The 24343-nt window shown below is 45.0% G+C and carries 19 protein-coding genes, 1 tRNA gene and 3 rRNA genes; 16 read left to right on the top strand and 7 right to left on the bottom strand.

Going from position 1 to position 24343, the window contains the following annotated elements; genetic code table 11:
• Positions 1-12: 12 nt before the first annotated feature.
• The 10 genes from skp to tilS all read left to right on the top strand — a co-directional run bounded on the left by skp (position 13) and on the right by tilS (position 10876).
• On the top strand, positions 13-510 hold the full coding sequence (skp, locus tag CKY02_RS08055) for a molecular chaperone Skp (RefSeq protein WP_112894895.1): 498 nt from the start codon (positions 13-15) through the stop codon (positions 508-510).
• A 3-nt stretch (positions 511-513) separates the two neighbouring features.
• Complete coding sequence (gene lpxD / locus CKY02_RS08050; RefSeq protein ID WP_112894894.1) at positions 514-1542, top strand: UDP-3-O-(3-hydroxymyristoyl)glucosamine N-acyltransferase; 1029 nt, start codon at positions 514-516, stop codon at positions 1540-1542.
• Entirely contained in the window at positions 1543-1749 is a 207-nt protein-coding gene (locus CKY02_RS23715) for a hypothetical protein (protein ID WP_146747411.1), read from the top strand.
• Between the two features lie 51 nt (positions 1750-1800).
• Positions 1801-2253: a 3-hydroxyacyl-ACP dehydratase FabZ gene (gene fabZ / locus CKY02_RS08040; RefSeq protein ID WP_112894892.1), complete on the top strand. Its 453-nt coding sequence runs from the start codon at positions 1801-1803 to the stop codon at positions 2251-2253.
• Between the two features lie 3 nt (positions 2254-2256).
• The gene (lpxA, locus tag CKY02_RS08035; protein WP_112894891.1) at positions 2257-3045 is read left to right on the top strand and encodes an acyl-ACP--UDP-N-acetylglucosamine O-acyltransferase; all 789 of its coding nucleotides are present in this window, start codon (positions 2257-2259) and stop codon (positions 3043-3045) included.
• Positions 3046-3049: 4 nt separating this feature from the next.
• The gene (gene lpxB, locus CKY02_RS08030; protein ID WP_112894890.1) at positions 3050-4234 is read left to right on the top strand and encodes a lipid-A-disaccharide synthase; all 1185 of its coding nucleotides are present in this window, start codon (positions 3050-3052) and stop codon (positions 4232-4234) included.
• Positions 4231-4824 carry a ribonuclease HII gene (gene rnhB / locus CKY02_RS08025; protein WP_112879154.1) on the top strand — a complete coding sequence of 198 codons (594 nt, stop codon included), beginning with the start codon at positions 4231-4233 and terminating at the stop codon, positions 4822-4824. Before lpxB ends, rnhB begins: the two co-directional genes overlap by 4 nt.
• Before the next feature lie 53 nt (positions 4825-4877).
• The gene (gene dnaE / locus CKY02_RS08020) at positions 4878-8360 is read left to right on the top strand and encodes a DNA polymerase III subunit alpha (protein ID WP_112894889.1); all 3483 of its coding nucleotides are present in this window, start codon (positions 4878-4880) and stop codon (positions 8358-8360) included.
• Positions 8361-8373: 13 nt separating this feature from the next.
• Positions 8374-9333 carry an acetyl-CoA carboxylase carboxyl transferase subunit alpha gene (gene accA / locus CKY02_RS08015; RefSeq protein WP_112879156.1) on the top strand — a complete coding sequence of 320 codons (960 nt, stop codon included), beginning with the start codon at positions 8374-8376 and terminating at the stop codon, positions 9331-9333.
• Positions 9334-9547: 214 nt separating this feature from the next.
• Positions 9548-10876, top strand: a complete 1329-nt coding sequence (gene tilS, locus CKY02_RS08010) for a tRNA lysidine(34) synthetase TilS (protein WP_112894888.1) — start codon at positions 9548-9550, stop codon at positions 10874-10876.
• A 32-nt stretch (positions 10877-10908) separates the two neighbouring features.
• On the opposite strand, the gene rof is transcribed toward tilS, so the two are convergent.
• Positions 10909-11175: a Rho-binding antiterminator gene (rof, locus tag CKY02_RS08005; RefSeq protein WP_162120179.1), complete on the bottom strand. Its 267-nt coding sequence runs from the start codon at positions 11173-11175 to the stop codon at positions 10909-10911.
• 333 nt (positions 11176-11508) lie between these two features.
• On the opposite strand from rof, the gene nlpE reads away from it, so the two are divergent.
• Positions 11509-12174 (top strand): envelope stress response activation lipoprotein NlpE, encoded by a 666-nt coding sequence (nlpE, locus tag CKY02_RS08000; protein WP_112879159.1) that lies wholly within the window; start codon positions 11509-11511, stop codon positions 12172-12174.
• Between the two features lie 107 nt (positions 12175-12281).
• Here the strand turns inward: nlpE and proS are convergent, their stop codons facing one another.
• From proS to metN, 6 genes are all read right to left on the bottom strand, one after another.
• Positions 12282-14000, bottom strand: coding sequence for a proline--tRNA ligase (gene proS / locus CKY02_RS07995; RefSeq protein WP_112894887.1), 1719 nt, complete (start codon positions 13998-14000; stop codon positions 12282-12284).
• A gap of 125 nt (positions 14001-14125) precedes the next feature.
• Entirely contained in the window at positions 14126-14833 is a 708-nt protein-coding gene (tsaA, locus tag CKY02_RS07990; protein WP_112894886.1) for a tRNA (N6-threonylcarbamoyladenosine(37)-N6)-methyltransferase TrmO, read from the bottom strand.
• Positions 14830-15228 carry an Rcs stress response system protein RcsF gene (rcsF, locus tag CKY02_RS07985; RefSeq protein ID WP_112894885.1) on the bottom strand — a complete coding sequence of 133 codons (399 nt, stop codon included), beginning with the start codon at positions 15226-15228 and terminating at the stop codon, positions 14830-14832. Before rcsF ends, tsaA begins: the two co-directional genes overlap by 4 nt.
• Positions 15229-15370: 142 nt before the next feature.
• Positions 15371-16186, bottom strand: coding sequence for a MetQ/NlpA family lipoprotein (locus tag CKY02_RS07980; RefSeq protein WP_112894884.1), 816 nt, complete (start codon positions 16184-16186; stop codon positions 15371-15373).
• A 65-nt stretch (positions 16187-16251) separates the two neighbouring features.
• Positions 16252-16905: a methionine ABC transporter permease MetI gene (locus CKY02_RS07975; RefSeq protein WP_112894883.1), complete on the bottom strand. Its 654-nt coding sequence runs from the start codon at positions 16903-16905 to the stop codon at positions 16252-16254.
• Complete coding sequence (gene metN, locus CKY02_RS07970; RefSeq protein ID WP_112879165.1) at positions 16898-17929, bottom strand: methionine ABC transporter ATP-binding protein MetN; 1032 nt, start codon at positions 17927-17929, stop codon at positions 16898-16900. The genes CKY02_RS07975 and metN overlap by 8 nt, the downstream gene beginning before the upstream one ends.
• Positions 17930-18124: 195 nt before the next feature.
• Between metN and gmhB the strand changes: the two genes are divergently transcribed.
• The 5 genes from gmhB to rrf all read left to right on the top strand — a co-directional run bounded on the left by gmhB (position 18125) and on the right by rrf (position 24338).
• The gene (gene gmhB / locus CKY02_RS07965) at positions 18125-18691 is read left to right on the top strand and encodes a D-glycero-beta-D-manno-heptose 1,7-bisphosphate 7-phosphatase (protein WP_112894972.1); all 567 of its coding nucleotides are present in this window, start codon (positions 18125-18127) and stop codon (positions 18689-18691) included.
• 500 nt (positions 18692-19191) lie between these two features.
• Positions 19192-20736, top strand: a 16S ribosomal RNA gene (locus CKY02_RS07960).
• Between the two features lie 82 nt (positions 20737-20818).
• Positions 20819-20894 (top strand) — tRNA-Glu (locus tag CKY02_RS07955).
• Positions 20895-21081: 187 nt separating this feature from the next.
• Positions 21082-24101 (top strand): 23S ribosomal RNA (locus tag CKY02_RS07950).
• A gap of 121 nt (positions 24102-24222) precedes the next feature.
• Positions 24223-24338, top strand: a 5S ribosomal RNA gene (gene rrf / locus CKY02_RS07945).
• The 16S, 23S and 5S rRNA genes sit together here with 1 tRNA gene alongside, the layout of an rRNA operon.
• The last annotated feature ends 5 nt before the right edge of the window (positions 24339-24343 follow it).

The raw sequence follows: 24343 nt of genomic DNA, 5'->3' as shown, positions 1-24343 counted from the left end.
AAGGAGTTTATAGTGAAAAAATGGTTGTGTGCAGCAAGCTTTGGTATTGCATTAGCTTTCTCTGTTGGTGCTCAGGCAGCAGACAAAATTGCCGTTGTAAATGTTGGTGAGATTTTCCAGCAGCTACCAGCCCGCGAAGCTGTTGTGAAGCAGTTGGAAAATGAGTTTAAAAACCGCGCATCTGAATTGCAACGGATGGAAACTGACTTGCAGTCCAAGATCCAGAAATTACAGCGCGATGGCTCCACTATGAAATCCAGTGAACGTACTAATCTGGAAAAAGAGGTGATGGCTAAGCGTGAAGAATTTGGCAAAAAAGCCCAAGCTTTTGAACAAGATCACCGTCGTCGCGAGATGGAAGAGCGCAACAAAATTCTAAGTCGTATCCAGGACGCAATCAAAGTGGTTGCTGGCAAAGAAGGCTATGATGTCGTTATTGATGCGAATGCTGTTGCTTATTCAGTATCTGGCAAAAATATTACTGCAAGTGTATTAAAACAGGTTAAATAATAGATGTCTTCAATTCGATTGGCTGATTTAGCTCAGCAGTTGAATGCACAATTACATGGTGATGGCGATATTGTTATCACCAGTATTGCACCAATGCATTCGGCCAATAGCGAACAGATCACTTTTTTGTCTGACAGTCGTTACCGTGAACGTTTAGGTGAATGTCAGGCTGGCGCTGTTGTTCTCCAGGCGTCAGATCTTCCTTATTGCAATATTCCGGCGTTGGTTGTCGATAATCCTTATCTGGCATATGCCTATATGGCTCAGATTATGGATACAACACCGGTTCCCGCACAGGATATTCACCCTTCTGCGGTGATTTCACCTCAGGCAATTTTGGGTAAAAACGTTGCTGTTGGAGCCAATGCGGTTATCGAATCTGGCGTTGTCCTTGGCGATAATGTTGTTATCGGTGCAGGCTGCTTTATTGGTAAAAATGCGCGTATTGGCACGGGAACTCGTCTCTGGGCGAATGTCTCTGTTTATCATAATGTTGAAATGGGTGAACAGTGTTTGATTCAGTCAGGAACAGTGATTGGATCTGATGGTTTTGGCTATGCGAATGATCGTGGTAAATGGGTTAAAATCCCTCAATTAGGTTCAGTCATTATCGGTGACCGGGTTGAGATTGGTGCCTGTACAACTATCGATCGAGGAGCTTTGGATAATACCATTATTGGTAATGGTGTCATTATCGATAACCAGTGTCAGATTGCTCATAATGTTATCATTGGTGACAATACGGCGGTTGCTGGCGGTGTGATCATGGCCGGTAGTCTGAAAATTGGTTGTTACTGTATGATTGGTGGTGCCAGTGTCATTAATGGACATATGGAAATCTGTGATAAGGTAACAGTCACTGGGATGAGTATGGTGATGCGTCCTATCACCGAACCTGGTGTATACTCCTCTGGAATTCCGGCACAACCAAATAAAGTTTGGCGTAAGACGGCAGCTTTAGTCATGAATATCAATGAAATGAATAAACGTCTTAAGTCAATGGAGAGTAAGCTGGAAGACGAAAACGAGTAATTGTACTATACCCTATGGATTTCAAGATGCATTGCGGCGGCAAGGGAGCGAATCCCCGGGAGCATAGATAACTATGTGACCGGGGTGAGTGAGTGCAGCCAACAAAGAGGCAACTTGAAAGATAACGGGTATATATTTAATTGCACTATATTTTTGGTTGTGTCTTATTTTTGCGGCCTGCCTGGGAACTCTGGATTTGGGGTTTAAGCGGGCCGTGTCGTTAATACAATTAGTCCTTTTGACAGGAAGAGTATTTAGATGAGTGATAATCATACTCTGCACATTAAAGAAATTTTAGATCTACTTCCACATCGTTATCCGTTTTTATTAGTGGATCGCGTACTTGATTTTGAGGAAGGTAAATTCTTACGTGCAGTAAAAAACGTATCTTTTAACGAACCCTTCTTTCAGGGGCATTTTCCCGGCAAACCTATTTTCCCAGGCGTTCTGATCCTTGAAGCTATGGCACAGGCCACCGGAATTCTGGCATTTAGGAGTGTGGGCAAGTTAGAGCTAAATGAGCTCTATTATTTTGCCGGTATTGATGGTGCCCGCTTTAAACGCCCGGTAGTGCCTGGGGATCAAATGATATTAGAAGTAGAATTTATTAAGGAGCGTCGAGGGTTTGCGCGTTGTAGAGGCGTAGCGAAAGTCGATGGAGAAATAGCTTGCGAAGCAAAAATGATGTGTGCTCGCCGTCGTGAGGTTTAGCCCATGATTGATGAAACCGCTTATATACATCCTAGCGCTATTGTAGAAGATGGTGCGGTTATTGGTGCCAATGTTCGTATTGGGCCGTTTTGTTGTATTGGTTCTCAGGTTGAAATTGGCGAAAGTACAGAGCTGAAGTCTCATGTTGTTGTCAATGGAATAACCAAAATCGGCCATGATAACCAGATTTTTCAGTTTGCTTCTATTGGCGAAATGAATCAGGACCTGAAATATCACGGTGAACCAACCCGAGTTGAGATTGGTGATCGTAACCGTATCCGCGAAAGTGTCACTATTCATCGTGGCACTGCGCAGGGTGGCGGTGTAACGAAAATCGGTAATGATAATTTGTTGATGATTAATGCCCATATTGCTCATGACTGTATTGTCGGTGATCGTTGTGTCATTGCTAATAATGGTACTTTGGGGGGGCATGTTATCTTGGGTGATTATGTCATCATTGGTGGTATGAGTGCGATTCATCAATTTTGTCAGATAGGCTCTCATGCTATGGTGGGCGGGTGTTCCGGTGTGGTACAGGATATTCCGCCATACGTTATTGCTCAGGGGAATCATGCAACACCTTTTGGCACTAATGTTGAAGGCCTGAAACGCCGTGGTTTTGATAAAGATTCATTGAATGCAATTAGAAATGCGTACAAGATTTTGTATCGTAACGGAAAAACGTTAGAAGAAGCACAACAAGAAATTGCTGAGCTGGCTGAAAATAATCAGCATGTAAAAATCTTCAGCGATTTTCTGGCAAATTCTACCCGTGGCATTGTCCGTTAAGTAGATGAAGGATACCCCTTTGGCTACCATTTCTTCTATTGATAGTCTGCGTCCGTTGACTATTGGATTAATCGCCGGAGAAACCTCCGGTGATATCCTTGGAGCAGGTTTAATTCGTGCATTAAAAGCTGAAGTACCTAATGCTCGTTTTGTTGGTGTGGCAGGCCCTCTTATGCAGGCTGAAGGTTGTGAAGCTTGGTATGAGATGGAAGAGCTAGCAGTAATGGGGGTTGTCGAAGTTCTCGAACGTTTACCTCGTTTACTGAAAATACGTAAGGATCTGACAACCCGTTTCACGGAACTAAAACCTGATGTGTTTGTGGGCATTGATGCGCCGGATTTCAATATTACTCTAGAAGGTCGGTTAAAACAGCGGGGCATCCGCACCATTCATTATGTTAGTCCGTCGGTATGGGCTTGGCGGCAGAAACGTGTTTTTAAAATTGGTAAAGCCACAGATATGGTTCTGGCTTTCTTACCTTTTGAAAAAGCGTTTTACGATAAGTTTAATGTTCCGTGCCGGTTTATTGGACATACCATGGCGGATGCTATGCCATTGCAACCCAATAAAGTGACGGCACGTGAGCTATTAGGTATTCGGCCAGAGTCTGTTTGCTTGGCTTTATTGCCGGGGAGTCGCCATTCTGAGGTTGAGATGCTGAGTGCGGATTTTCTTAAAACTGCTCAGTTATTGAAGCGAAACATACCTGATCTGCATGTATTTGTGCCGTTGGTGAATGCTAAACGGCGTGAACAATTTGAGCGCATTAAGCAAGAAGTTGCGCCAGAGCTGAATGTTCATCTTGTGGATGGCAAAGCGAGAGAAATCATGATCGCAAGTGATGCTGCACTTTTGGCCTCAGGTACTGCTGCTCTGGAATGTATGTTGGCAAAATGTCCAATGGTAGTTGGTTATCGGATGAAGTCATTGACTTTCTGGTTGGCAAAACGCCTGGTAAAAACGCCTTATGTTTCATTGCCTAACTTATTATCCGGTGAAGAGTTAGTTAAAGAATTATTGCAGGAAAAATGTCAGCCGCAAAAACTGGCAGATGAGTTGTTGCCGTTACTACAAGGCAGTGAAAAAGTTGAAGCATTGAAACAGATATTTTTACATTTGCATGAAAGCATTCGTTGTAATGCTGACGAACAGGCAGCACAAGCCGTGTTGGAATTGGCAGGAAAATGATGGAATTTATATATCCTCAGGCAAGTTTGATTGCTGGAGTTGATGAAGTTGGTCGAGGTCCATTAGTGGGTGCGGTTGTGACTGCGGCTGTTATTTTAGATCCATTACAGCCGATAGTTGGTTTGGCTGATTCTAAAAAACTTAGTGAAAAACGCCGCGAGGCACTGTATCTGGAGATCACAGAAAAAGCATTGTGCTGGAGCTTGGGGCGTGCAGAACCGGCAGAAATTGATCAATTGAATATCCTGCATGCAACTATGCTTGCGATGCAAAGGGCTGTGGCTAATTTGCCTATTTCTCCTGAATATGTGCTGATTGATGGTAACCGTTGCCCTAAATTGCCCATGCCGGCACAAGCGGTGATAAAAGGCGATGGACTGGTTGCTGAAATCAGTGCCGCTTCTATTGTGGCGAAAGTTACCAGAGATCGGGAAATGGCTGAACTTGATCAACTGTTTCCTGAATATGGATTTGCTAAGCATAAAGGCTACCCGACGGCATTTCATTTAGAAAAGTTGGTTCGGTTGGGAGCGACAGAACATCATCGTAAAAGTTTTGCGCCGGTTAAGAGAGCAATTGGCCTTAAATAAACTTGTTGACTGAATATAGCTATTCTTCAAATTAATATCGTCTGGATAAATATATGGCCGAACCCCATTTTGTGCACTTACGTGTTCACAGCGACTATTCAATGATTGATGGCTTAGCCAAAACCAGCCCTTTAGTGAAAAAGGTTGCGCAATTAGGTATGCCGGCTTTTGCGATCACTGATTTTACTAATTTGTGTGGACTGGTGAGATTTTACGGCAGTGCTCATGGAGCAGGAATAAAACCGATTATTGGTGCTGATTTTTATGTAGAAAGTGAACTGCTTGGTGATGAGCACGCTAGCCTGACCATTCTTGCGCGCAATAATACGGGTTACCATAACCTGACATTGCTGATATCAGAGGCTTATCAGAAGGGATATGGTGCGATTGGTCCGACAATTAAACAGGAATGGCTGATAAACCATAAAGAAGGGCTAATTCTGCTCTCCGGTGGTCGTATGGGGGATGTGGGTAAATTTCTGCTACGTGGTAATCAGGCTATGGTGGACCAATGCCTTGAGTTTTATCAGGAACATTTTCCCGGCTGTTATTATTTGGAGCTGATTCGTACTGGCCGTGCAGATGAAGAAAGTTATCTTCATGCGGCGGTTGCATTGGCAACGGAAAAAAGCCTGCCTGTTGTTGCAACTAATGAGGTTTGTTTCATTGATAGCGAAGATTTCGATGCTCATGAGATTCGCGTAGCGATTCATGATGGCTATACCTTGGCTGACCCTAAACGTCCGAAAAATTACAGTCCTCAGCAATATCTGCGTAGTGAACAGGAAATGTGTGAGCTATTCGCTGATATTCCTGAAGCGCTGGAAAACAGTGTAGAAATTGCTAAGCGCTGTAATGTCACTATTCGCCTTGGTGAATATTTCCTGCCGCAATTCCCTACAGGAGAAATGAGTACCGAAGATTATCTGATAGATAGATCTAAACAAGGGTTGGAAGAACGTTTAGCATTTCTCTATCCGGATCCTAAAGTACGTGCAGAAAAACGTCCTGAATATGATGAGAGACTCGATATTGAACTTCGGGTTATCAACCAGATGGGATTCCCGGGCTACTTCCTGATCGTGATGGAATTTATTCAGTGGTCGAAAGACAACGGTGTTCCTGTTGGTCCTGGACGTGGTTCGGGAGCAGGTTCTCTGGTGGCTTATGCCCTCAAAATAACCGATCTCGATCCTTTGGAATTTGATCTGCTATTTGAACGATTCCTTAACCCTGAACGTGTTTCCATGCCCGATTTTGACGTCGATTTTTGTATGGAAAAACGCGATCTCGTGATTGATCATGTGGCTGATATGTATGGTCGTAATGCCGTATCTCAGATCATTACATTCGGTACAATGGCAGCGAAAGCGGTAATTCGGGATGTTGGCCGTGTGCTAGGGCATCCATACGGATTTGTTGATAGGATTTCCAAATTGATACCGCTTGATCCCGGTATGACGTTGGAGAAAGCATTTGCCGCGGAGCCACAACTTCCTGAAATCTATGAAGCGGATGAGGAAGTTAAAGCACTGATAGATATGGCGCGTAAATTGGAAGGTGTCACTCGTAATGCAGGGAAACATGCGGGTGGGGTAGTTATCGCCCCAACTAAGATCACCGATTTTTCGCCTCTCTATTGTGACCCGGAAGGTTTGAACCCGGTTACTCAGTTTGATAAAAACGATGTGGAATATGCAGGGTTGGTGAAATTTGACTTCCTCGGACTGAGGACACTGACCATTATCAACTGGGCATTGGAGATGATCAACGCGCGTAGAGCGAAAAAAGGTCTAGAGCCGATTGATATTGCAGCGATTCCGCTGAACGATGCTAAAAGCTTTGATATGTTGCAACGCGCTGAAACAACAGCAGTATTTCAGCTTGAATCCCGTGGTATGAAGGATCTGATTAAACGTCTGCGTCCCGACTGCTTCGAAGATATGATCGCACTTGTCGCTTTATTCCGTCCGGGTCCCTTGCAATCAGGCATGGTGGATAACTTCATTGATCGCAAACATGGCCGGGAAGAGCTCTCATACCCAGATATACAGTGGCAGCACGAATCTTTACAACCTGTGTTGGAGCCAACTTACGGCATCATCCTTTATCAAGAACAAGTGATGCAGATTGCTCAGGTGCTGGCGGGATATACTCTCGGTGGTGCAGATATGCTCCGACGGGCGATGGGTAAGAAAAAGCCGGAGGAGATGGCTAAGCAGCGTTCTGTCTTTGAAGAAGGTGCAAAGAAACTGGGTGTTAATGGCGAACTGGCAATGAAAATCTTTGACCTAGTAGAGAAGTTTGCCGGTTATGGATTTAACAAATCTCACTCTGCTGCGTATGCCTTGGTTTCTTACCAGACTTTATGGTTGAAAGCGCATTACCCGGCTGAATTCATGGCTGCGGTGATGACTGCTGATATGGATAATACAGAAAAAGTCGTTGGGTTGATTGATGAATGCTGGCGCATGGGGCTGAAAATCTTACCACCTGATATTAATAGTGGTTTGTATCATTTCCACGTTAATGATGATGGGGAGATCGTATATGGAATCGGCGCAATTAAAGGGGTAGGTGAAGGGCCGATTGAAGCGATCATCGAAGCTCGTCAGAAAGATGGTTATTTTAGAGAACTGTTTGATTTATGTGCCCGCGTTGACACAAAGAAGTTAAATCGCCGAGTGATGGAAAAACTGATCATGTCAGGGGCATTTGACCGTTTAGGGCCGCACCGTGCAGCACTGATGTCCTCGTTGGAAGATGCGCTAAAAGCGGCAGATCAACATGCTAAAGCAGAAGCTACTGGTCAGACTGATATGTTTGGTGTATTAGCTGAAGCGCCAGAAGAAGTGGAACGCTCTTATGCCAATATTTCTCAATGGCCGGAACAGATTGTTCTTGATGGTGAACGGGAAACGCTAGGTCTCTATTTAACTGGGCATCCTATCACCCGTTATTTAAAAGAAATTGAGCGCTATACTAGTGGATTGAGGTTAAAAGATGTGAATCCAACCCCACGCGGTCAAGTAACGACTGTGATAGGTTTGGTGTTAGCATCCAAAGTGATTATAACCAAACGAGGTAACCGGATTGGTATTTGTACTTTAGATGATCGTTCAGGACGTCTAGAAGTTATGTTATTTTCCGATGCCTTGGAGAAATATCGGCATTTGCTAGAACAAGACCGGATATTAATCGTTACAGGTCAGGTCAGCTTTGATGATTTCAATGGTGGTCTTAAAATGACAGCCCGTGAATTAATGGATATTAGTGAAGCGCGTGAAAAATATGCGCGTGGGCTTGCTATCTCGCTGTCAGACAGGCAAATTGATGATCAATTGTTGAGCCGTCTTCGTAGTGCATTGGAACCACATCGTTCGGGAACGATACCGGTTCATCTTTATTACCAGAGGGAAGACGCCCGCGCCCGTTTAAGATTTGGCGCGACGTGGAGGGTAACGCCAACGGATAACCTTCTGACAGATTTGCGAACTCTGCTGGGTAATGAGCAGGTAGAATTAGAATTTGACTAAAATTAGGAATGTTATGAGTCTGAATTTTCTTGAATTTGAACAGCCGATTGCCGAGCTGGAAGCGAAAATTGATTCGCTAACCGCAGTTAGCCGTCAAGGTGAAAAATTAGATATAAATCTGGATGAAGAAATACAACGTTTGCGGGAAAAAAGTCTGGAATTGACTCGCAAAATTTTTTCAGATTTAGGTGCCTGGCAAATTGCTCAGCTTGCTCGTCACCCACGTCGTCCTTATACGTTGGACTATGTTCAGCATATTTTTACTGATTTTGACGAGCTTGCTGGTGATCGTGCTTATGCTGATGACAAAGCAATTGTAGGTGGTCTGGCTCGTATTGATGGACGTCCAGTGATGGTGATTGGTCACCAAAAAGGCCGTGAAACCAAAGAAAAAATTCGCCGTAATTTCGGTATGCCAGCGCCAGAAGGTTATCGTAAGGCTTTGCGCCTGATGGAAATGGCCGAGCGTTTTAAACTGCCAATTATTACTTTCATTGATACTCCTGGTGCATATCCAGGGGTTGGTGCAGAAGAGCGTGGTCAATCTGAGGCGATAGCTCGCAACTTGCGTGAAATGTCCCGCCTGTCTGTGCCTGTTATTTGTACTGTGATTGGTGAAGGTGGCTCTGGTGGTGCGCTGGCGATTGGTGTTGGTGATAAAGTGAATATGTTGCAATATAGTACTTATTCTGTTATCTCCCCAGAAGGTTGTGCCTCAATTTTGTGGAAAAGCGCGGAAAAAGCACCTTTGGCGGCAGAAGCAATGGGGATAACTGCACCTCGTTTGAAAGAACTGGAATTGATCGATTCTGTGATTTCAGAGCCATTAGGTGGCGCTCATCGTGACTATGAAGCAATATCCACGTCGTTGAAAGCTCAGTTGTTGATTGACCTGGCAGAGCTTGATCATTTGACATCTGAAGAGTTAATCAACCGCCGATATCAGCGTTTGATGCAATATGGTTATTGTTGATATCTGAACTCATTGTTTGAATGGAGGGATGGAAATGATTGTAACTGATAAATTTCAGCTACTTCCATCCCCTACTGTTTCTGCTTTCTTTATTTATTTTGTATTTTTAATGAAAGTGACGGAAAACGTTATTAACGGGTAGTGATCTTAAACTGAATAAAATAGGCGATAACAAATTCATATTATTGCACATTAGAGAACGCTTGAATCTGTAATGACAAACATTAATGAGAGACTATTTGTCACTTTGGCTAAACAGCTTGGTGAATATAAGAAAATCCTGGTTGGATTCAGTGGTGGGTTAGATTCCTCGGTTTTGCTTCATTTGTTGGTTAATTGGCGTAATCAACATAATCAGAAAATTCAACTAAGGGCAATACATATTCACCACGGTTTAAACCTAAAAGCAGATCAGTGGGTTGAACATTGTCAGCTGATCTGTGATGACTGGCAAGTGGAGTTTCATTCTGCAAGAGTAACGATAGATGCTCGTCAAAAGGGGATTGAGGCTGCTGCTCGTGATGCTCGATATCAGGTATTCAAGTGCGAATTACAAAAAGACGAAGTTTTGGTAACAGCTCAACATCTTGATGATCAGGCGGAAACTTTTTTACTGGCATTAAAGCGAGGTAGTGGTCCGGCAGGTCTTGCTTCTATGCCTTCAATCGCTGTATTTGCTGATACATTATTGTTCCGTCCATTACTTGACTATAGCCGGAATGAATTGGAAATGTATGCCAGTAAACATCGTCTGGATTGGATTGAAGACGACAGTAATCAAGATGATCGTTATGACAGAAATTTTCTGCGCTTACATATTATGCCGTTACTAAATCAACGTTGGCCGCATTTCCCTCAAGTTGCTGCTCGTAGTGCAAGTTTATGTGGTGAACAAGAACAGCTTCTAGATGAATTACTGAATGAGTCTTTGAAAGAGCTGATAACCCAAGATGGTGCTTTGGGTATTTCGTCTTTGGCTGTATGTTCAGAAGCCAAACGAAATGCTTTGTTACGCCGTTGGTTTGGTTACCATGAAATGAAAATGCCTTCACGAGAGCAGCTTAACCGGCTTTGGTATGAGGTGGCTCTGGCTCGTACTGATGCTGAGCCTCGGCTACAATTTGGTAAATATGATGTACGCCGTTATAAGCAAAAACTCTGGTTGGTTCCTCAGTGGCAATCTTTGAGAGAGACTATTCTTGAGTGGGATATTTGCAATACTTTGGTATTACCTGATCGCTTAGGAGAATTGAATATTTCTGATTGCGGTATTCAAGTAAGGGCCCCGGCTGATAATGAACGAGTGACTATTCGCTTTGGTGTCCAGGGAATGATAAGTATTGTGGGGCGTCAACACTCCCGGCATAGTAAAAAATTGTGGCAAGAGCTTGGGGTTGCTCCGTGGCTTAGAGAGCGAATTCCATTGCTTTATTACAACGAACAATTGATAGCGGCGTTAGGTATTTTTGTTACCAAGGAAAGTGAAGCGGTAGAAGGAAGAGAGATGTTAACAATTAACTGGCATAAAACGCTGTTAAAATAAAAAGTTAAGCCGCCAAAGGCGGCTGTTTTCTATCAAGATTCAGAGTGTTCAATAATAATAGTGCCAATTTTAGGGTGACTGAAACTAGCAATATGATCTAACCGCAATTCACGGGGTTTACCTTCTGTTTCAATTATCAAGTATTCAACTTTTTTTCTTAAAACCAAATCACAGGCTTTTCCTTCAATAATTTCCCCACCCCGCAACTTTATGTGGAGGTGGAGCTGATGTTGGCAAGTTGACTCAAGATTGTCGTAGTCGTCACAGTTAATTGGTTGATATTCAGTATTTATAGACATATTCGCTCACCACTATGGTTAGTGGCGGTTATTGCCGCCCGTGGTTGTTAAAAATTGTAACTCAAAAGCACTATTAATGACTATAGCACAGGAAATCAATCGTGATTAATGAATAACTTTGGTTATTCATTCTGAACAGTAAGTAAATAAAAGTCTTATTTCACAGCAAGTTCCTGACAGAAGTATTAAAATCGACCCACATTATTTTGCTATTATTGAGTAACATCCTTAAGAAGGACAGTATTTACGCTATTAAGCTTGAATAATCGCTATGTTCCTTTGTTACTTATAAGATGAGAATTATAGAACTCACTATACTGTGTGGAGATAAATGTGAATAAAAAACTTTTGACAGCGTTAGTTGCTGTGGGCGTATCTGCTTTGATGGGATGTAAAGGTAACTCAGCACAGCAAATGAGTTCACAGCCAGTAGATCAGACTTTTCATGGTGCTCTTCCTTGCGCTGATTGTTCTGGTATTGATACCACACTGTTATTGGATAATGACGGTACTTATATTCTGGAACAAACTTATATTGGCGCTCGTGATGGTGACCAGTCGTTCTTTGAATCCGGTTTATGGGCTAAAGATGGAGAGAAAATTCGCCTGACAAAATCAGACGACCAGAAATCTTATTATCTGTTGAAAGGTGAAAACTTGGTAATGTTGGATATTGAAGGCAATAAAATTGAATCATCATTCAATTATGAACTGCAACGGGTAAAACCGAAGAAACTGGCGGGTGAATACAGTTATATGGCTGATGCTGCTTTGTTTACAGATTGTAGCACAGGTAAGCGGTATGCTGTAACGGAAAGTCTGGATTTGGAGCAAGGCTATCACCAAGTCGGTGTGGAAGGTGGAACGCCGGTTTATGTTGAAGTTGAAGGCTATTACAGCGTCCGTCCTTCAATGGAAGATGGGCAATTTGATCCTGCCCTGATTCAGACGGGTAAAATCCATTTCGATAAATCGAAATCTTGTAATATGAAGAAATAATTCTAGCTTCAGTATGAATGGTGATAATGGGCTAAGAAGCGTAAAATCCTCTGTTGCGACATGACCATTATCACCATACTATTCAATAAGTGACTGAAAAATCCTAATTAACAACCAAGTTGTTGCTTCAGGTAATCAACAACATCGTCTAGTTTCAGCATCTGTTTTTCATCATCGCGGCGATGTTTATATTCTACTTCGCCATTATCAAGATTACGGTCACCAATAACGACAGTGTGTGGTACACCGATAAGCTCCATATCGGCAAACATCACGCCTGGGCGTTCCTTGCGATCATCAAAAATAACATCAATACCGCTAGCGCGTAGATCGGCATACAGTTTCTCTGCAACTTCTTTAACACGGTATGACTTGTGCATATTCATTGGCAAAATAGCAACTTGGAATGGTGCAATTGCATCAGGCCAGATGATACCGCGGTCATCGTGATTTTGTTCAATCGCTGCGGCGACAATACGAGTGACGCCAATACCATAACAGCCCATAGTGACTATCTGATTGTGGCCGTCTTCGCCTTGAACAGTCGCTTTCATGGCATCAGAATATTTGGTGCCAAGCTGGAAGATATGGCCCACTTCAATACCACGTTTGATGAGCAATGTACCTTTACCATCCGGGCTGGCATCACCTTCAACAACATTACGGATATCAGCAACTTCTGGTACCGGTAGATCGCGTTCCCAGTTGATACCGAAATAGTGTTTGTCATCGATATTGGCACCTGCGCCAAAATCACTCATCACTGCCACACTGCGATCAATAATAACGGGTATTGGCAGATTGACAGGTCCCAATGAACCTGGGCCTGCACCAACAATTGAGCGAATTTCTTCTTCGGTGGCAAAAGCCAGTGGGCTGGCAACTAAAGATAATTTCTCTGCTTTGATTTCATTAAGTTCATGGTCGCCGCGAACCAGTAAGGCGATCAATTTATGACTTGTTCCTTCTGCTGCGTGAACCATCAGGGTTTTAACTGTTTTCTCAATTGGCAGATTGAATTGCTCAACCAGTTCAGCAATTGTTTTTGCGTTTGGAGTATCTACCAGATGCATCTCTTTTGTTGGTACTGCGCGATCATGAGCGGGGGCAACAGCTTCGGCTAATTCAATATTGGCTGCGTAATTGGATTCAGTGGAGAAGACGATATCATCTTCTCCACTGGCTGCCAGAACCTGAAATTCATGAGAAGCACTACCACCGATGGAACCGGTATCAGCCAGAACAGCACGAAAATCCAAACCTATACGGGTAAAAATTTTGCTGTAGGCTTCATACATGTTGTCATAAGTTTCTTGTAATGATGCTTGGGTAGCATGGAAAGAGTAAGCATCTTTCATTAGGAATTCACGGGAGCGCATCACGCCAAAACGAGGGCGAACTTCATCGCGAAATTTAGTCTGGATCTGGAATAGAGTCAGGGGTAACTGCTTATATGAGCTGACTTCATTGCGGATCAGATCAGTGATGACCTCTTCATGAGTTGGACCTAGTACAAAAGGACGATCACCTCGGTCAACAAAACGCAGTAACTCTGGACCATATTGTTCCCAGCGGCCACTTTCTTGCCATAGATCTGCCGGTTGTACGACAGGCATAGATATTTCAATCGCTCCGGTATTGTTCATCTCTTCTCGAACAATTTTTTCGACTTTTTTGAGTACACGGATACCTGTAGGCATCCAATTGTACAGACCTGAAGCGAGCTTACGGATCATGCCCGCACGAAGCATCAGCTTATGGCTGACAACCTCCGCATCGGCAGGAGTCTCTTTTAATGTAGAGAGCAGATATTGGCTAGTACGCATTGTTAAGTTCCATTAGAGCAGCAAATTGCTTCTGACTGGCAGAAATTTGCCAGCCAATAAAAAAACGAAAATAAGCCTTTAGTCTACCAGTGAGTTTAAGATGCCAAAAGGGTATATGCTGATTTTTAATGGGGATCTATAGAGACCACTTCGGTCAATGTGCCACATATTTTCCAGCGCACATTAAAATCCAGTAAATGAGCAGCATACTCCCGATTTTCCTGTTCTCTTCTCCGATAAGCAGGACGAGGATCCTGGGCTAAAACTTGACTGATAAAACGGCGTAAATTCGGATAAATATTTTGAATTGAGATTAGCTGTTGCTCAGCGGTAGGCGAAAATACCACTTCCATATCGGTAGAAGGGGCTTGCTGCGCAAAACCCGCTATTGCATGAGGCTGACATTCAGCGAAAGGTAGATAAGGCTTAATATCGATAACAGGCGTACCATCAATTAAATCCAGGCTACCTAGTTCCAGAGTAACTCGACCTTTCCTGTATTCGATCCCTCTAAGTTCAATCAGAGACATGCCAATTGGATTAGGCCGAAAAGTCGAACGGGTTGCGAATACGCCCATTTTTGCATTGCCACCTAAACGAGGAGGACGCACCATTGGCTTCCAGCCGCCTTCTATTGTTTGATGGAAGATGAAAATAACCCACAGATGACTAAATTGTTCCAGACCACGAACTGCATCCGGTTGATTATAGGGAGGAAGAAGTACCAGTTTCCCTCCACCATCTTCAATAAGACCTGGTTGGCGCGGAACGGCAAATTTTTCTTTATAAGGGGAGTGGATAACCCCTATCTGCGTGAAATGGAAATCGGTCATTGGGTGATAAGCAGGGCTGAGCCTTCACATATTGCTATCTGGTAGCATCCTTGGCCTGATAATATTTCGCATTGATGCAATAAAACAGCGTTAGCATTCAAATAAGCTGCTTTGGTTACCATCTGGTTGCGAGCCACGGTGATATTTGCTGGTGGATCCTGTAAGGAACTACGACACGATTGACCAGAAACAATCCCTAAATCTTTAAATAAGACACCTAATAATTCTTCACTCTTGGTATATAACTTTACGGATGAAGAGAAATGTTTTTTTTCTCCGGTTGATAGTTTTGTGTGCCTCATATCTGATAACTGGGAAGAGTCAGGAAATGTTGTTTGTTGTACTGAACATCCAGTTATCGACAGTGCTAGTAAAGAGGCAAATAGCCTACGCATGATAGATCCTCGAATTTTTACTGTTAGAGTTAAGCGAATCGATCTGGTTAACAAAAAATACCGAAAACATGATGCCATAATAAATCAGGCGGACAACCTGTCCGCCTGATTATTCTAATATCGATGAACGTAATATGAAAGATTACCAACCTTTCACTGCGCCACCATTAAAGATCTTATTGGCAGCTTCATCAACTTCGTCTGATTGATATGCCTTAACGAATTTCTTAACATTTTCAGCATCTTTATTATCTTCTCTACTAACCAGTAGGTTTACATATGGAGAATCTTTATCTTCAACAAATAAACCATCTTTTGCTGGAGTCAGACCAATCTGGCTTGCATAGGTTGTATTAATGATTGCCAGAGCAATTTTTTGATCATCCAGTGAACGTGGCAATTGTGGTGCTTCCAATTCGACTAGTTTTAAATTCTTAGGATTTTCAACAACGTCTAGAACCGTTGGTAATAAGCCTATGCCATCTTTCAATTTAATTAAACCTTGTTTCTGCAACAGTAATAAAGAGCGGCCTAAGTTCGTTGGATCGTTTGGTAACGCAATTTGGGAACCATCCTGCAATTCATCCAGAGATTTAATTTTTTTGGAATAACCCGCAATTGGATAAACAAAAGAGTTGCCAACTGTGACCATCTTATAACCACGATCTTTGATTTGCTGATCCATATAGGGTTTGTGCTGGTATGCATTCAGATCAATATCGCCTTTGCTCAGTGCTTCGTTTGGCAATACAAAATCATTAAAGGTTACCAGTTCTACATCAAGACCATATTTATCTTTAGCGACTTTTTTTGCAATTTCAGCCACTTCCTGTTCTGCACCAACGATAACGCCTACTTTAATATGGTTTGGATCGTGTTTTTCTTGCCCGCAGCCAGACAGAATTAATGAGCCTAAAAGAGCGCTGATAGTTGCGATGGTTTTTAATTTAACAGACATACTTTACCCCTATAGAATACTGATTTATTAGCACCGACACAGGTACTGCTATTAAAATAATCTTGTTATTTACGTGTTGTGGCCTTAACTAAATGGTCACCACTTAATTGAATTAAATAAACTAAAATAACCAGTAACACTAATACGGTATTCATTACTGTTGCATTATAGCCGATATATCCGTATTGGTAACCAATCTGGCCTAATCCGCCTGCACCTACAGCACCTCCCATTGCAGAATAACCGACTAAAGTTATGAGGGTAATTGTGGCTGCATTGAGCAAACCAGGTAATGCTTCAGGTAACAGAATTTTCTTTATAATCTGGAATGGGGTTGCTCCCATTGCTCTAGCAGCTTCAATTAGTCCCGATGGAATTTCTAATAAAGCATTTTCCACCATACGGGCAATAAATGGTGCAGCACCTATGGTTAATGGGACAATGGCAGCCTGTAAACCGATCGATGTTCCCACAATTAGCCTGGTAAAAGGAATCATCCACACCAGTAAAATAATAAATGGGATAGAACGGAAAATATTAACTATCGCTGAAAGAAAACGATAGAGTTTACTATTTTCCATAATTTGATCGGGACGGGTGACATATAGCAATACACCTATCGGCAGCCCGATAATGAAGCCAAAGAAACCAGAAACAAAAGTCATTACTAGAGTTTCCCAGACGCCTTTAGCCAGTAATAAAATCATTCCTTCAGACATAACCAAGAACCTCTACTTTCACATGATGATCTTGTAAAAATTTAATCGTTGACTCAACGCCACCATTTTCACCGTGTAATTCTGCTAACATCACACCAAATTTTACGCCACCGGCATAGTCGATTTGAGAACTTAATATATTCATATCAATATCAAAACGACGTACCGCCATTGAAATAAGTGGGGCATCTACAGATTGACCGGTGAACTCTAATTTCAATAATGGACTAAGATTTGGTGCTGGGTGGCTTTGCATTTTTTGTACATAATCTTCGGGGACATCCAGATGCAAAGTTGACTGAATAAATGCCTGAGCGATAGGTGTCTTGGGATGAGAGAATACTTCACTAACAATGTCTTGTTCAATCAGTTGTCCGCCACTGATAACGGCTACTTGGTCACAAATACGTTTGACGACATCCATTTCATGTGTAATTAACAGAATAGTTAGCCCCAAACGGCGATTAATATCTTTCAATAATTCTAGAATAGAACGAGTTGTTGCAGGATCTAGAGCGCTGGTTGCTTCATCACATAAAAGTACTTTAGGTGAATTAGCTAGGGCACGGGCAATAGCAACACGTTGCTTCTGTCCGCCAGAGAGATTTGCTGGATAGGCATCATGCTTATCTTTAAGACCAACAAGCTCTAATAACTCGTCTACCCGTTTTTTGATTTCGGCCTTTGGAATGTTATCCAATTCCAAAGGTAAAGCTATGTTGCCAAACACTGTTCTTGAAGACAGCAAATTGAAGTGCTGGAAAATCATGCCGATACGACGACGTGCACGAGTTAAATCACTATCAGACAAGATAGTTAAATCCTGACCATTAACCAATACTTGCCCGGAAGTTGGACGCTCAAGCATATTTACACAGCGAATTAGTGTACTTTTACCTGCGCCGGATGAGCCAATAACACCGTAAATTTGCCCTTGCGGAACATGCAGGCTGATATCTGAAAGCGCGTTAATAGAATGGGCACCCTGCTGGAATATTTTATTGATATGTAACAGTTTTATCATTTTTATTCTTATTTATTTTTATAAAAATTTTGAAAATTGATAGCTTGAACATTTTTGAGAAAGCAAACTACCTGTTGAATCGGATGTTAAGGTGTCTAGACGTCTAAGTCAACTATGAATAAATTAATTGCTGCATTCTCATTCATGGCTAAATCGTGCGATACTGGGGGCTTCTTACATTTTTGGAGCAATCGGGTGACACAAGGTATTCCTGCCGTATTTTTAGATCGTGACGGAACAATAAATATCGATCATGGTTATGTACATGAAATAGATGATTTTCAATTTATCGATGGTGTCATTGAAGCCATGATTGAATTGAAAAAGATGGGGTATGCACTAGTGTTAGTCACAAACCAGTCAGGTATTGCCCGTGGAATTTTCGATGAAGAGCAGTTTTTGCAACTGACGGAATGGATGGATTGGTCGCTAGCAGACCGTGGTGTGGATTTGGATGGCATCTATTATTGCCCTCATCACCCAGATGCAACTGAAGAGCAATATAAGAAGAGTTGTGACTGCCGTAAACCGCAGCCGGGTATGTTGCTGGATGCGCAGAGGGAGCTTGGTATCGATATGACAGCTTCTTTTATGATTGGTGACAAACTCGAAGATATGCAAGCCGCGACGCTGGCAAAAATTGGCACTAAGGTATTAGTTCGTACAGGTAAGCCCGTTAACACTGAAGCTGAACAAGCGGCTAATTTGATAATAAATAGTCTTGCAGACTTACCTAAAGCAATTAAAGGCATCAAAAAATAGGTTTTTTGTTCTTTATATCATCATTTTGCGGAAAAAATACGCAAATAAAAGTTTTTTTCAAATAAACGCTTGCCAGCGCCAAAGAACGCCCTATAATGCGCCACCACTGACCGACACAACGCTGATAAACATTGTGAGGTCGGGCAGAGAGAAAGCCAATAAGCGCTTGACTCTGCGGGCGAAAAGCGTAGTATACGCAGCCCGGCTGAACGAGAATATCACGTTTTATTTCAGCCTGCTCTTTAACAATTAATCAGACAATCTGTGTGGGCACTCACAAGACCGTATCACAAAAAAATACGTTTTAAAGTCTTGAAGAGTGAACAACAGTTAATTCATTACGAATTAATTTAGTAACGTTATTTTGGCGGGATAACGCGAAGGCAAGCGAGCAGCACCGAGACAGTACATCAGTACGGCGAGGTGTAGCGCAGTGAAGCCGACAAAGTTAGCCAAACAAAAGAGCGTTAATCAGTGAAATTCTTTGAGCATCAAGCTTTGAATTGAAGAGTTTGATCATGGCTCAGATTGAACGCTGGCGGCAGGCCTAACACATGCAAGTCGGGCGGTAACAGGAAAGTGCTTGCGCTTTTGCTGACGAGCGGCGGACGGGTGAGTAATGTCTGGGGATCTGCCCGAGGGCGGGGGATAACCACTGGAAACGGTGGCTAATACCGCATAATGTCGCGAGACCAAAGTGGGGGACCTGAAAGGGCCTCACGCCATCGGATGAACCCAGATGGGATTAGCTGGTAGGTAGGGTAACGGCCTACCTAGGCGACGATCTCTAGCTGGTCTGAGAGGATGACCAGCCACACTGGGACTGAGACACGGCCCAGACTCCTACGGGAGGCAGCAGTGGGGAATATTGCACAATGGGCGCAAGCCTGATGCAGCCATGCCGCGTGTATGAAGAAGGCCTTCGGGTTGTAAAGTACTTTCAGCGGGGAGGAAGGATTGAGCCTGAACAGGGTTAGATTTTGACGTTACCCGCAGAAGAAGCACCGGCTAACTCCGTGCCAGCAGCCGCGGTAATACGGAGGGTGCAAGCGTTAATCGGAATGACTGGGCGTAAAGCGCACGCAGGCGGTGAATTAAGTTAGATGTGAAATCCCCGGGCTCAACCTGGGAATGGCATCTAAGACTGGTTGACTGGAGTCTCGTAGAGGGGGGTAGAATTCCATGTGTAGCGGTGAAATGCGTAGAGATGTGGAGGAATACCGGTGGCGAAGGCGGCCCCCTGGACGAAGACTGACGCTCAGGTGCGAAAGCGTGGGGAGCAAACAGGATTAGATACCCTGGTAGTCCACGCTGTAAACGATGTCGATTTGGAGGTTGTGGCCCAGAGCTGTGGCTTCCGGAGCTAACGCGTTAAATCGACCGCCTGGGGAGTACGGCCGCAAGGTTAAAACTCAAATGAATTGACGGGGGCCCGCACAAGCGGTGGAGCATGTGGTTTAATTCGATGCAACGCGAAGAACCTTACCTACTCTTGACATCCTCAGAATTTGCTGGAGACAGCGAAGTGCCTTCGGGAACTGAGAGACAGGTGCTGCATGGCTGTCGTCAGCTCGTGTTGTGAAATGTTGGGTTAAGTCCCGCAACGAGCGCAACCCTTATCCTTTGTTGCCAGCGCGTGATGGCGGGAACTCAAAGGAGACTGCCGGTGATAAACCGGAGGAAGGTGGGGATGACGTCAAGTCATCATGGCCCTTACGAGTAGGGCTACACACGTGCTACAATGGCGGATACAAAGTGAAGCGACCTCGCGAGAGCAAGCGGAACACACAAAGTCTGTCGTAGTCCGGATTGGAGTCTGCAACTCGACTCCATGAAGTCGGAATCGCTAGTAATCGTAGATCAGCATGCTACGGTGAATACGTTCCCGGGCCTTGTACACACCGCCCGTCACACCATGGGAGTGGGTTGCAAAAGAAGTCGGTAGCTTAACCGAAAGGGGGGCGCCGACCACTTTGTGGTTCATGACTGGGGTGAAGTCGTAACAAGGTAACCGTAGGGGAACCTGCGGTTGGATCACCTCCTTACCTGAGATAGGTTGAGTGCAGTGCTCACACAGATTGTCTGATGAAAGTAGAGTGCAAATGAGTCTGCGAAGCTGACCGGCGTGTCCCCTTCGTCTAGAGGCCTAGGACACCGCCCTTTCACGGCGGTAACAGGGGTTCGAATCCCCTAGGGGACGCCATATTGCATGATGACGGGTGAAAGGCGTTGTCAAGTTATCTTTAAGCGGATTTAAGTGAATCTGTTTAGCGATATAAGCTCTTTAACAATCTGGAACAAGCTGAAAAATTGAAATCCTCATTAATATCACTGAGATATTAGTGAAGAGTCTCTCAAGCTGAACAATTCGAGACATTTTCGGGTTGTGAGGTTAAGCGACGAAGCGTACACGGTGGATGCCTAGGCAGTCAGAGGCGATGAAGGACGTGCTAATCTGCGAAAAGCGTCGGTAAGCTGATATGAAGCGTAATAGCCGGCGATGTCCGAATGGGGAAACCCAGTGCAATGCGTTGCACTATCATTAACTGAATCCATAGGTTAATGAGGCGAACCGGGGGAACTGAAACATCTCAGTACCCCGAGGAAAAGAAATCAACCGAGATTCCCCCAGTAGCGGCGAGCGAACGGGGAGGAGCCCAGAACCAACATCAGCCAGGGCATCAGAGGAACGGTCTGGAAAGGCCGGCGAGAGAGGGTGACAGCCCCGTACTCGAAGATGACCGGGTTGTGAGTTCGATGAGTAAGGCGGGACACGAGAAATCCTGTCTGAAGAGGGGGGGACCATCCTCCAAGGCTAAATACTCCTGACTGACCGATAGTGAACCAGTACCGTGAGGGAAAGGCGAAAAGAACCCCGGCGAGGGGAGTGAAAGAGAACCTGAAACCGTGTACGTACAAGCAGTGGGAGCCCCACCACCAAAGCGTTTCGCTTTGCGTGGCGCGCAAAATGCGTAACGTCATCCCGGATGAGGGTTGGCGGAGCGACAGCGACGCCCAACACACTAATCAAGCAGTGGAGCGTTTTGGGGTGGGGTGACTGCGTACCTTTTGTATAATGGGTCAGCGACTTATATTCTGTAGCGAGGTTAACCGAATAGGGGAGCCGCAGGGAAACCGAGTCTTAACTGGGCGAATGAGTTGCAGGGTATAGACCCGAAACCCGGTGAGCTAGCCATGGGCAGGTTGAAGGTTGGGTAACACTAACTGGAGGACCGAACCGACTAATGTTGAAAAATTAGCGGATGACTTGTGGCTGGGGGTGAAAGGCCAATCAAACCGGGAGATAGCTGGTTCTCCCCGAAAGCTATTTAGGTAGCGCCTCGTGAATTCATCTTCGGGGGTAGAGCACTGTTTCGGCTAGGGGGCCATCCCGGCTTACCAACCCGATGCAAACTGCGAATACCGAAGAATGGTATCACGGGAGACACACGGCGGGTGCTAACGTCCGTCGTGAAGAGGGAAACAACCCAGACCGCCAGCTAAGGTCCCAAAGTCATGGTTAAGTGGGAAACGATGTGGGAAGGCCCAGACAGCCAGGATGTTGGCTTAGAAGCAGCCATCATTGAAAGAAAGCGTAATAGCTCACTGGTCGAGTCGGCCTGCGCGGAAGATGTAACGGGGCTAAACCATGCGCCGAAGCTGCGGCAGTGACGTTGAGGCGTTGCTGGGTAGGGGAGCGTTCTGTAAGCTGTTGAAGGTGGTGCCGTGAGGCCTGCTGGAGGTATCAGAAGTGCGAATGCTGACATAAGTAACGATAAAGCGGGTGAAAAACCCGCTCGCCGGAAGACCAAGGGTTCCTGTCCAACGTTAATCGGGGCAGGGTGAGTCGACCCCTAAGGTGAGGCCGAAGGGCGTAGCTGATGGGAAACAGGTTAATATTCCTGTACTGAATGTGACTGCGAAGGGGGGACGGAGAAGGCTAGGCCATCCGGGCGACGGTCGTCCCGGTTTAAGCGTGTAGGTGGGAGGAGCAGGTAAATCCGCTCTTCCGTGAACACTGAGGCGTGATGACGAGCCGCTACGGCGGTGAAGTGGTTGATGCCCGGCTTCCAGGAAAAGCCTCTAAGCGTCAGGTCACATTGAATCGTACCCCAAACCGACACAGGTGGTCAGGTAGAGAATACTCAGGCGCTTGAGAGAACTCGGGTGAAGGAACTAGGCAAAATGGTGCCGTAACTTCGGGAGAAGGCACGCTGGCGTTAGGTGAAGGGAGAGACACCCGGAGCCGAAGCCAGTCGCAGAGACCAGCTGGCTGCAACTGTTTATTAAAAACACAGCACTGTGCAAACACGTAAGTGGACGTATACGGTGTGACGCCTGCCCGGTGCTGGAAGGTTAATTGATGGGGTTAGCCGCGAGGCGAGGCTCTTGATAGAAGCCCCAGTAAACGGCGGCCGTAACTATAACGGTCCTAAGGTAGCGAAATTCCTTGTCGGGTAAGTTCCGACCTGCACGAATGGCGTAATGATGGCCAGGCTGTCTCCACCCGAGACTCAGTGAAATTGAACTCGCTGTGAAGATGCAGTGTCCCCGCGGCAAGACGGAAAGACCCCGTGAACCTTTACTATAGCTTGACACTGAACATGGAGCCTTGATGTGTAGGATAGGTGGGAGGCTGAGAAGTGCGGACGCCAGTCCGCGCGGAGCCATCCTTGAAATACCACCCTTGAATGTTCGATGTTCTCACTTAGGCCCGTTATCCGGGCTGAGGACAGTGTCTGGCGGGTAGTTTGACTGGGGCGGTCTCCTCCCAAAGCGTAACGGAGGAGCACGAAGGTTGGCTAATCACGGTCGGACATCGTGAGGTTAGTGCAAAGGCATAAGCCAGCTTAACTGCGAGAGTGACGGCTCGAGCAGGTACGAAAGTAGGTCTTAGTGATCCGGTGGTTCTGCATGGAAGGGCCATCGCTCAACGGATAAAAGGTACTCCGGGGATAACAGGCTGATACCGCCCAAGAGTTCATATCGACGGCGGTGTTTGGCACCTCGATGTCGGCTCATCACATCCTGGGGCTGAAGTAGGTCCCAAGGGTATGGCTGTTCGCCATTTAAAGTGGTACGCGAGCTGGGTTTAGAACGTCGTGAGACAGTTCGGTCCCTATCTGCCGTGGGCGCAGGAAGATTGAAAGGGGCTGCTCCTAGTACGAGAGGACCGGAGTGGACGCACCGCTGGTGTACGGGTTGTCATGCCAATGGCATCGCCCGGTAGCTAAGTGCGGGAGAGATAACCGCTGAAAGCATCTAAGCGGGAAACTTGCCTTGAGATGAGTTTTCCCTTGACTAAAAGTCACGGAAGGAACGTTTAAGACGAAGACGTGGATAGGCTGGGTGTGTAAGCGCAGCGATGCATTGAGCTGACCAGTACTAATGAACCGAGAGGCTTAACCTTACAACACCGAAGGTGTTTTGTTGTTGGCAGACAGCAGAGAGATAAATATTCAGCTTGTTGAACAGATTGATTTGGGTGGCAGTGGAAGAAGAGACGCGCCGCCTGGAATAAACCGAATATGCCTGGCGGCGATAGCGCGGCGGTCCCACCTGACCCCATGCCGAACTCAGCAGTGAAACGCCGTAGCGCCGATGGTAGTGTGGGGTCTCCCCATGTGAGAGTAGGGAACTGCCAGGCTTTAA

Source organism: Photorhabdus bodei, from assembly GCF_003287735.1.
GTDB lineage: Bacteria > Pseudomonadota > Gammaproteobacteria > Enterobacterales > Enterobacteriaceae > Photorhabdus > Photorhabdus kayaii.
The sequence above is the reverse complement of the archived record's forward strand: the minus strand, read 5'-3'. Positions and strand labels throughout refer to the sequence as shown.

Excerpts from the sequence above, each read along its gene's own strand:
- lpxD (WP_112894894.1), top strand. The coding sequence starts at position 514 with ATGTCTTCAATTCGATTGGCTGATTTAGCTCAGCAGTTGAATGCACAA.
- fabZ (WP_112894892.1), top strand. The coding sequence starts at position 1,801 with ATGAGTGATAATCATACTCTGCACATTAAAGAAATTTTAGATCTACTT.
- lpxA (WP_112894891.1), top strand. The coding sequence starts at position 2,257 with ATGATTGATGAAACCGCTTATATACATCCTAGCGCTATTGTAGAAGAT.
- lpxB (WP_112894890.1), top strand. The coding sequence starts at position 3,050 with ATGAAGGATACCCCTTTGGCTACCATTTCTTCTATTGATAGTCTGCGT.
- rnhB (WP_112879154.1), top strand. The coding sequence starts at position 4,231 with ATGATGGAATTTATATATCCTCAGGCAAGTTTGATTGCTGGAGTTGAT.
- dnaE (WP_112894889.1), top strand. The coding sequence starts at position 4,878 with ATGGCCGAACCCCATTTTGTGCACTTACGTGTTCACAGCGACTATTCA.
- accA (WP_112879156.1), top strand. The coding sequence starts at position 8,374 with ATGAGTCTGAATTTTCTTGAATTTGAACAGCCGATTGCCGAGCTGGAA.
- tilS (WP_112894888.1), top strand. The coding sequence starts at position 9,548 with ATGACAAACATTAATGAGAGACTATTTGTCACTTTGGCTAAACAGCTT.
- rof (WP_162120179.1), bottom strand. The coding sequence starts at position 11,175 with ATGTCTATAAATACTGAATATCAACCAATTAACTGTGACGACTACGAC.
- proS (WP_112894887.1), bottom strand. The coding sequence starts at position 14,000 with ATGCGTACTAGCCAATATCTGCTCTCTACATTAAAAGAGACTCCTGCC.
- tsaA (WP_112894886.1), bottom strand. The coding sequence starts at position 14,833 with ATGACCGATTTCCATTTCACGCAGATAGGGGTTATCCACTCCCCTTAT.
- rcsF (WP_112894885.1), bottom strand. The coding sequence starts at position 15,228 with ATGCGTAGGCTATTTGCCTCTTTACTAGCACTGTCGATAACTGGATGT.
- CKY02_RS07980 (WP_112894884.1), bottom strand. The coding sequence starts at position 16,186 with ATGTCTGTTAAATTAAAAACCATCGCAACTATCAGCGCTCTTTTAGGC.
- CKY02_RS07975 (WP_112894883.1), bottom strand. The coding sequence starts at position 16,905 with ATGTCTGAAGGAATGATTTTATTACTGGCTAAAGGCGTCTGGGAAACT.
- metN (WP_112879165.1), bottom strand. The coding sequence starts at position 17,929 with ATGATAAAACTGTTACATATCAATAAAATATTCCAGCAGGGTGCCCAT.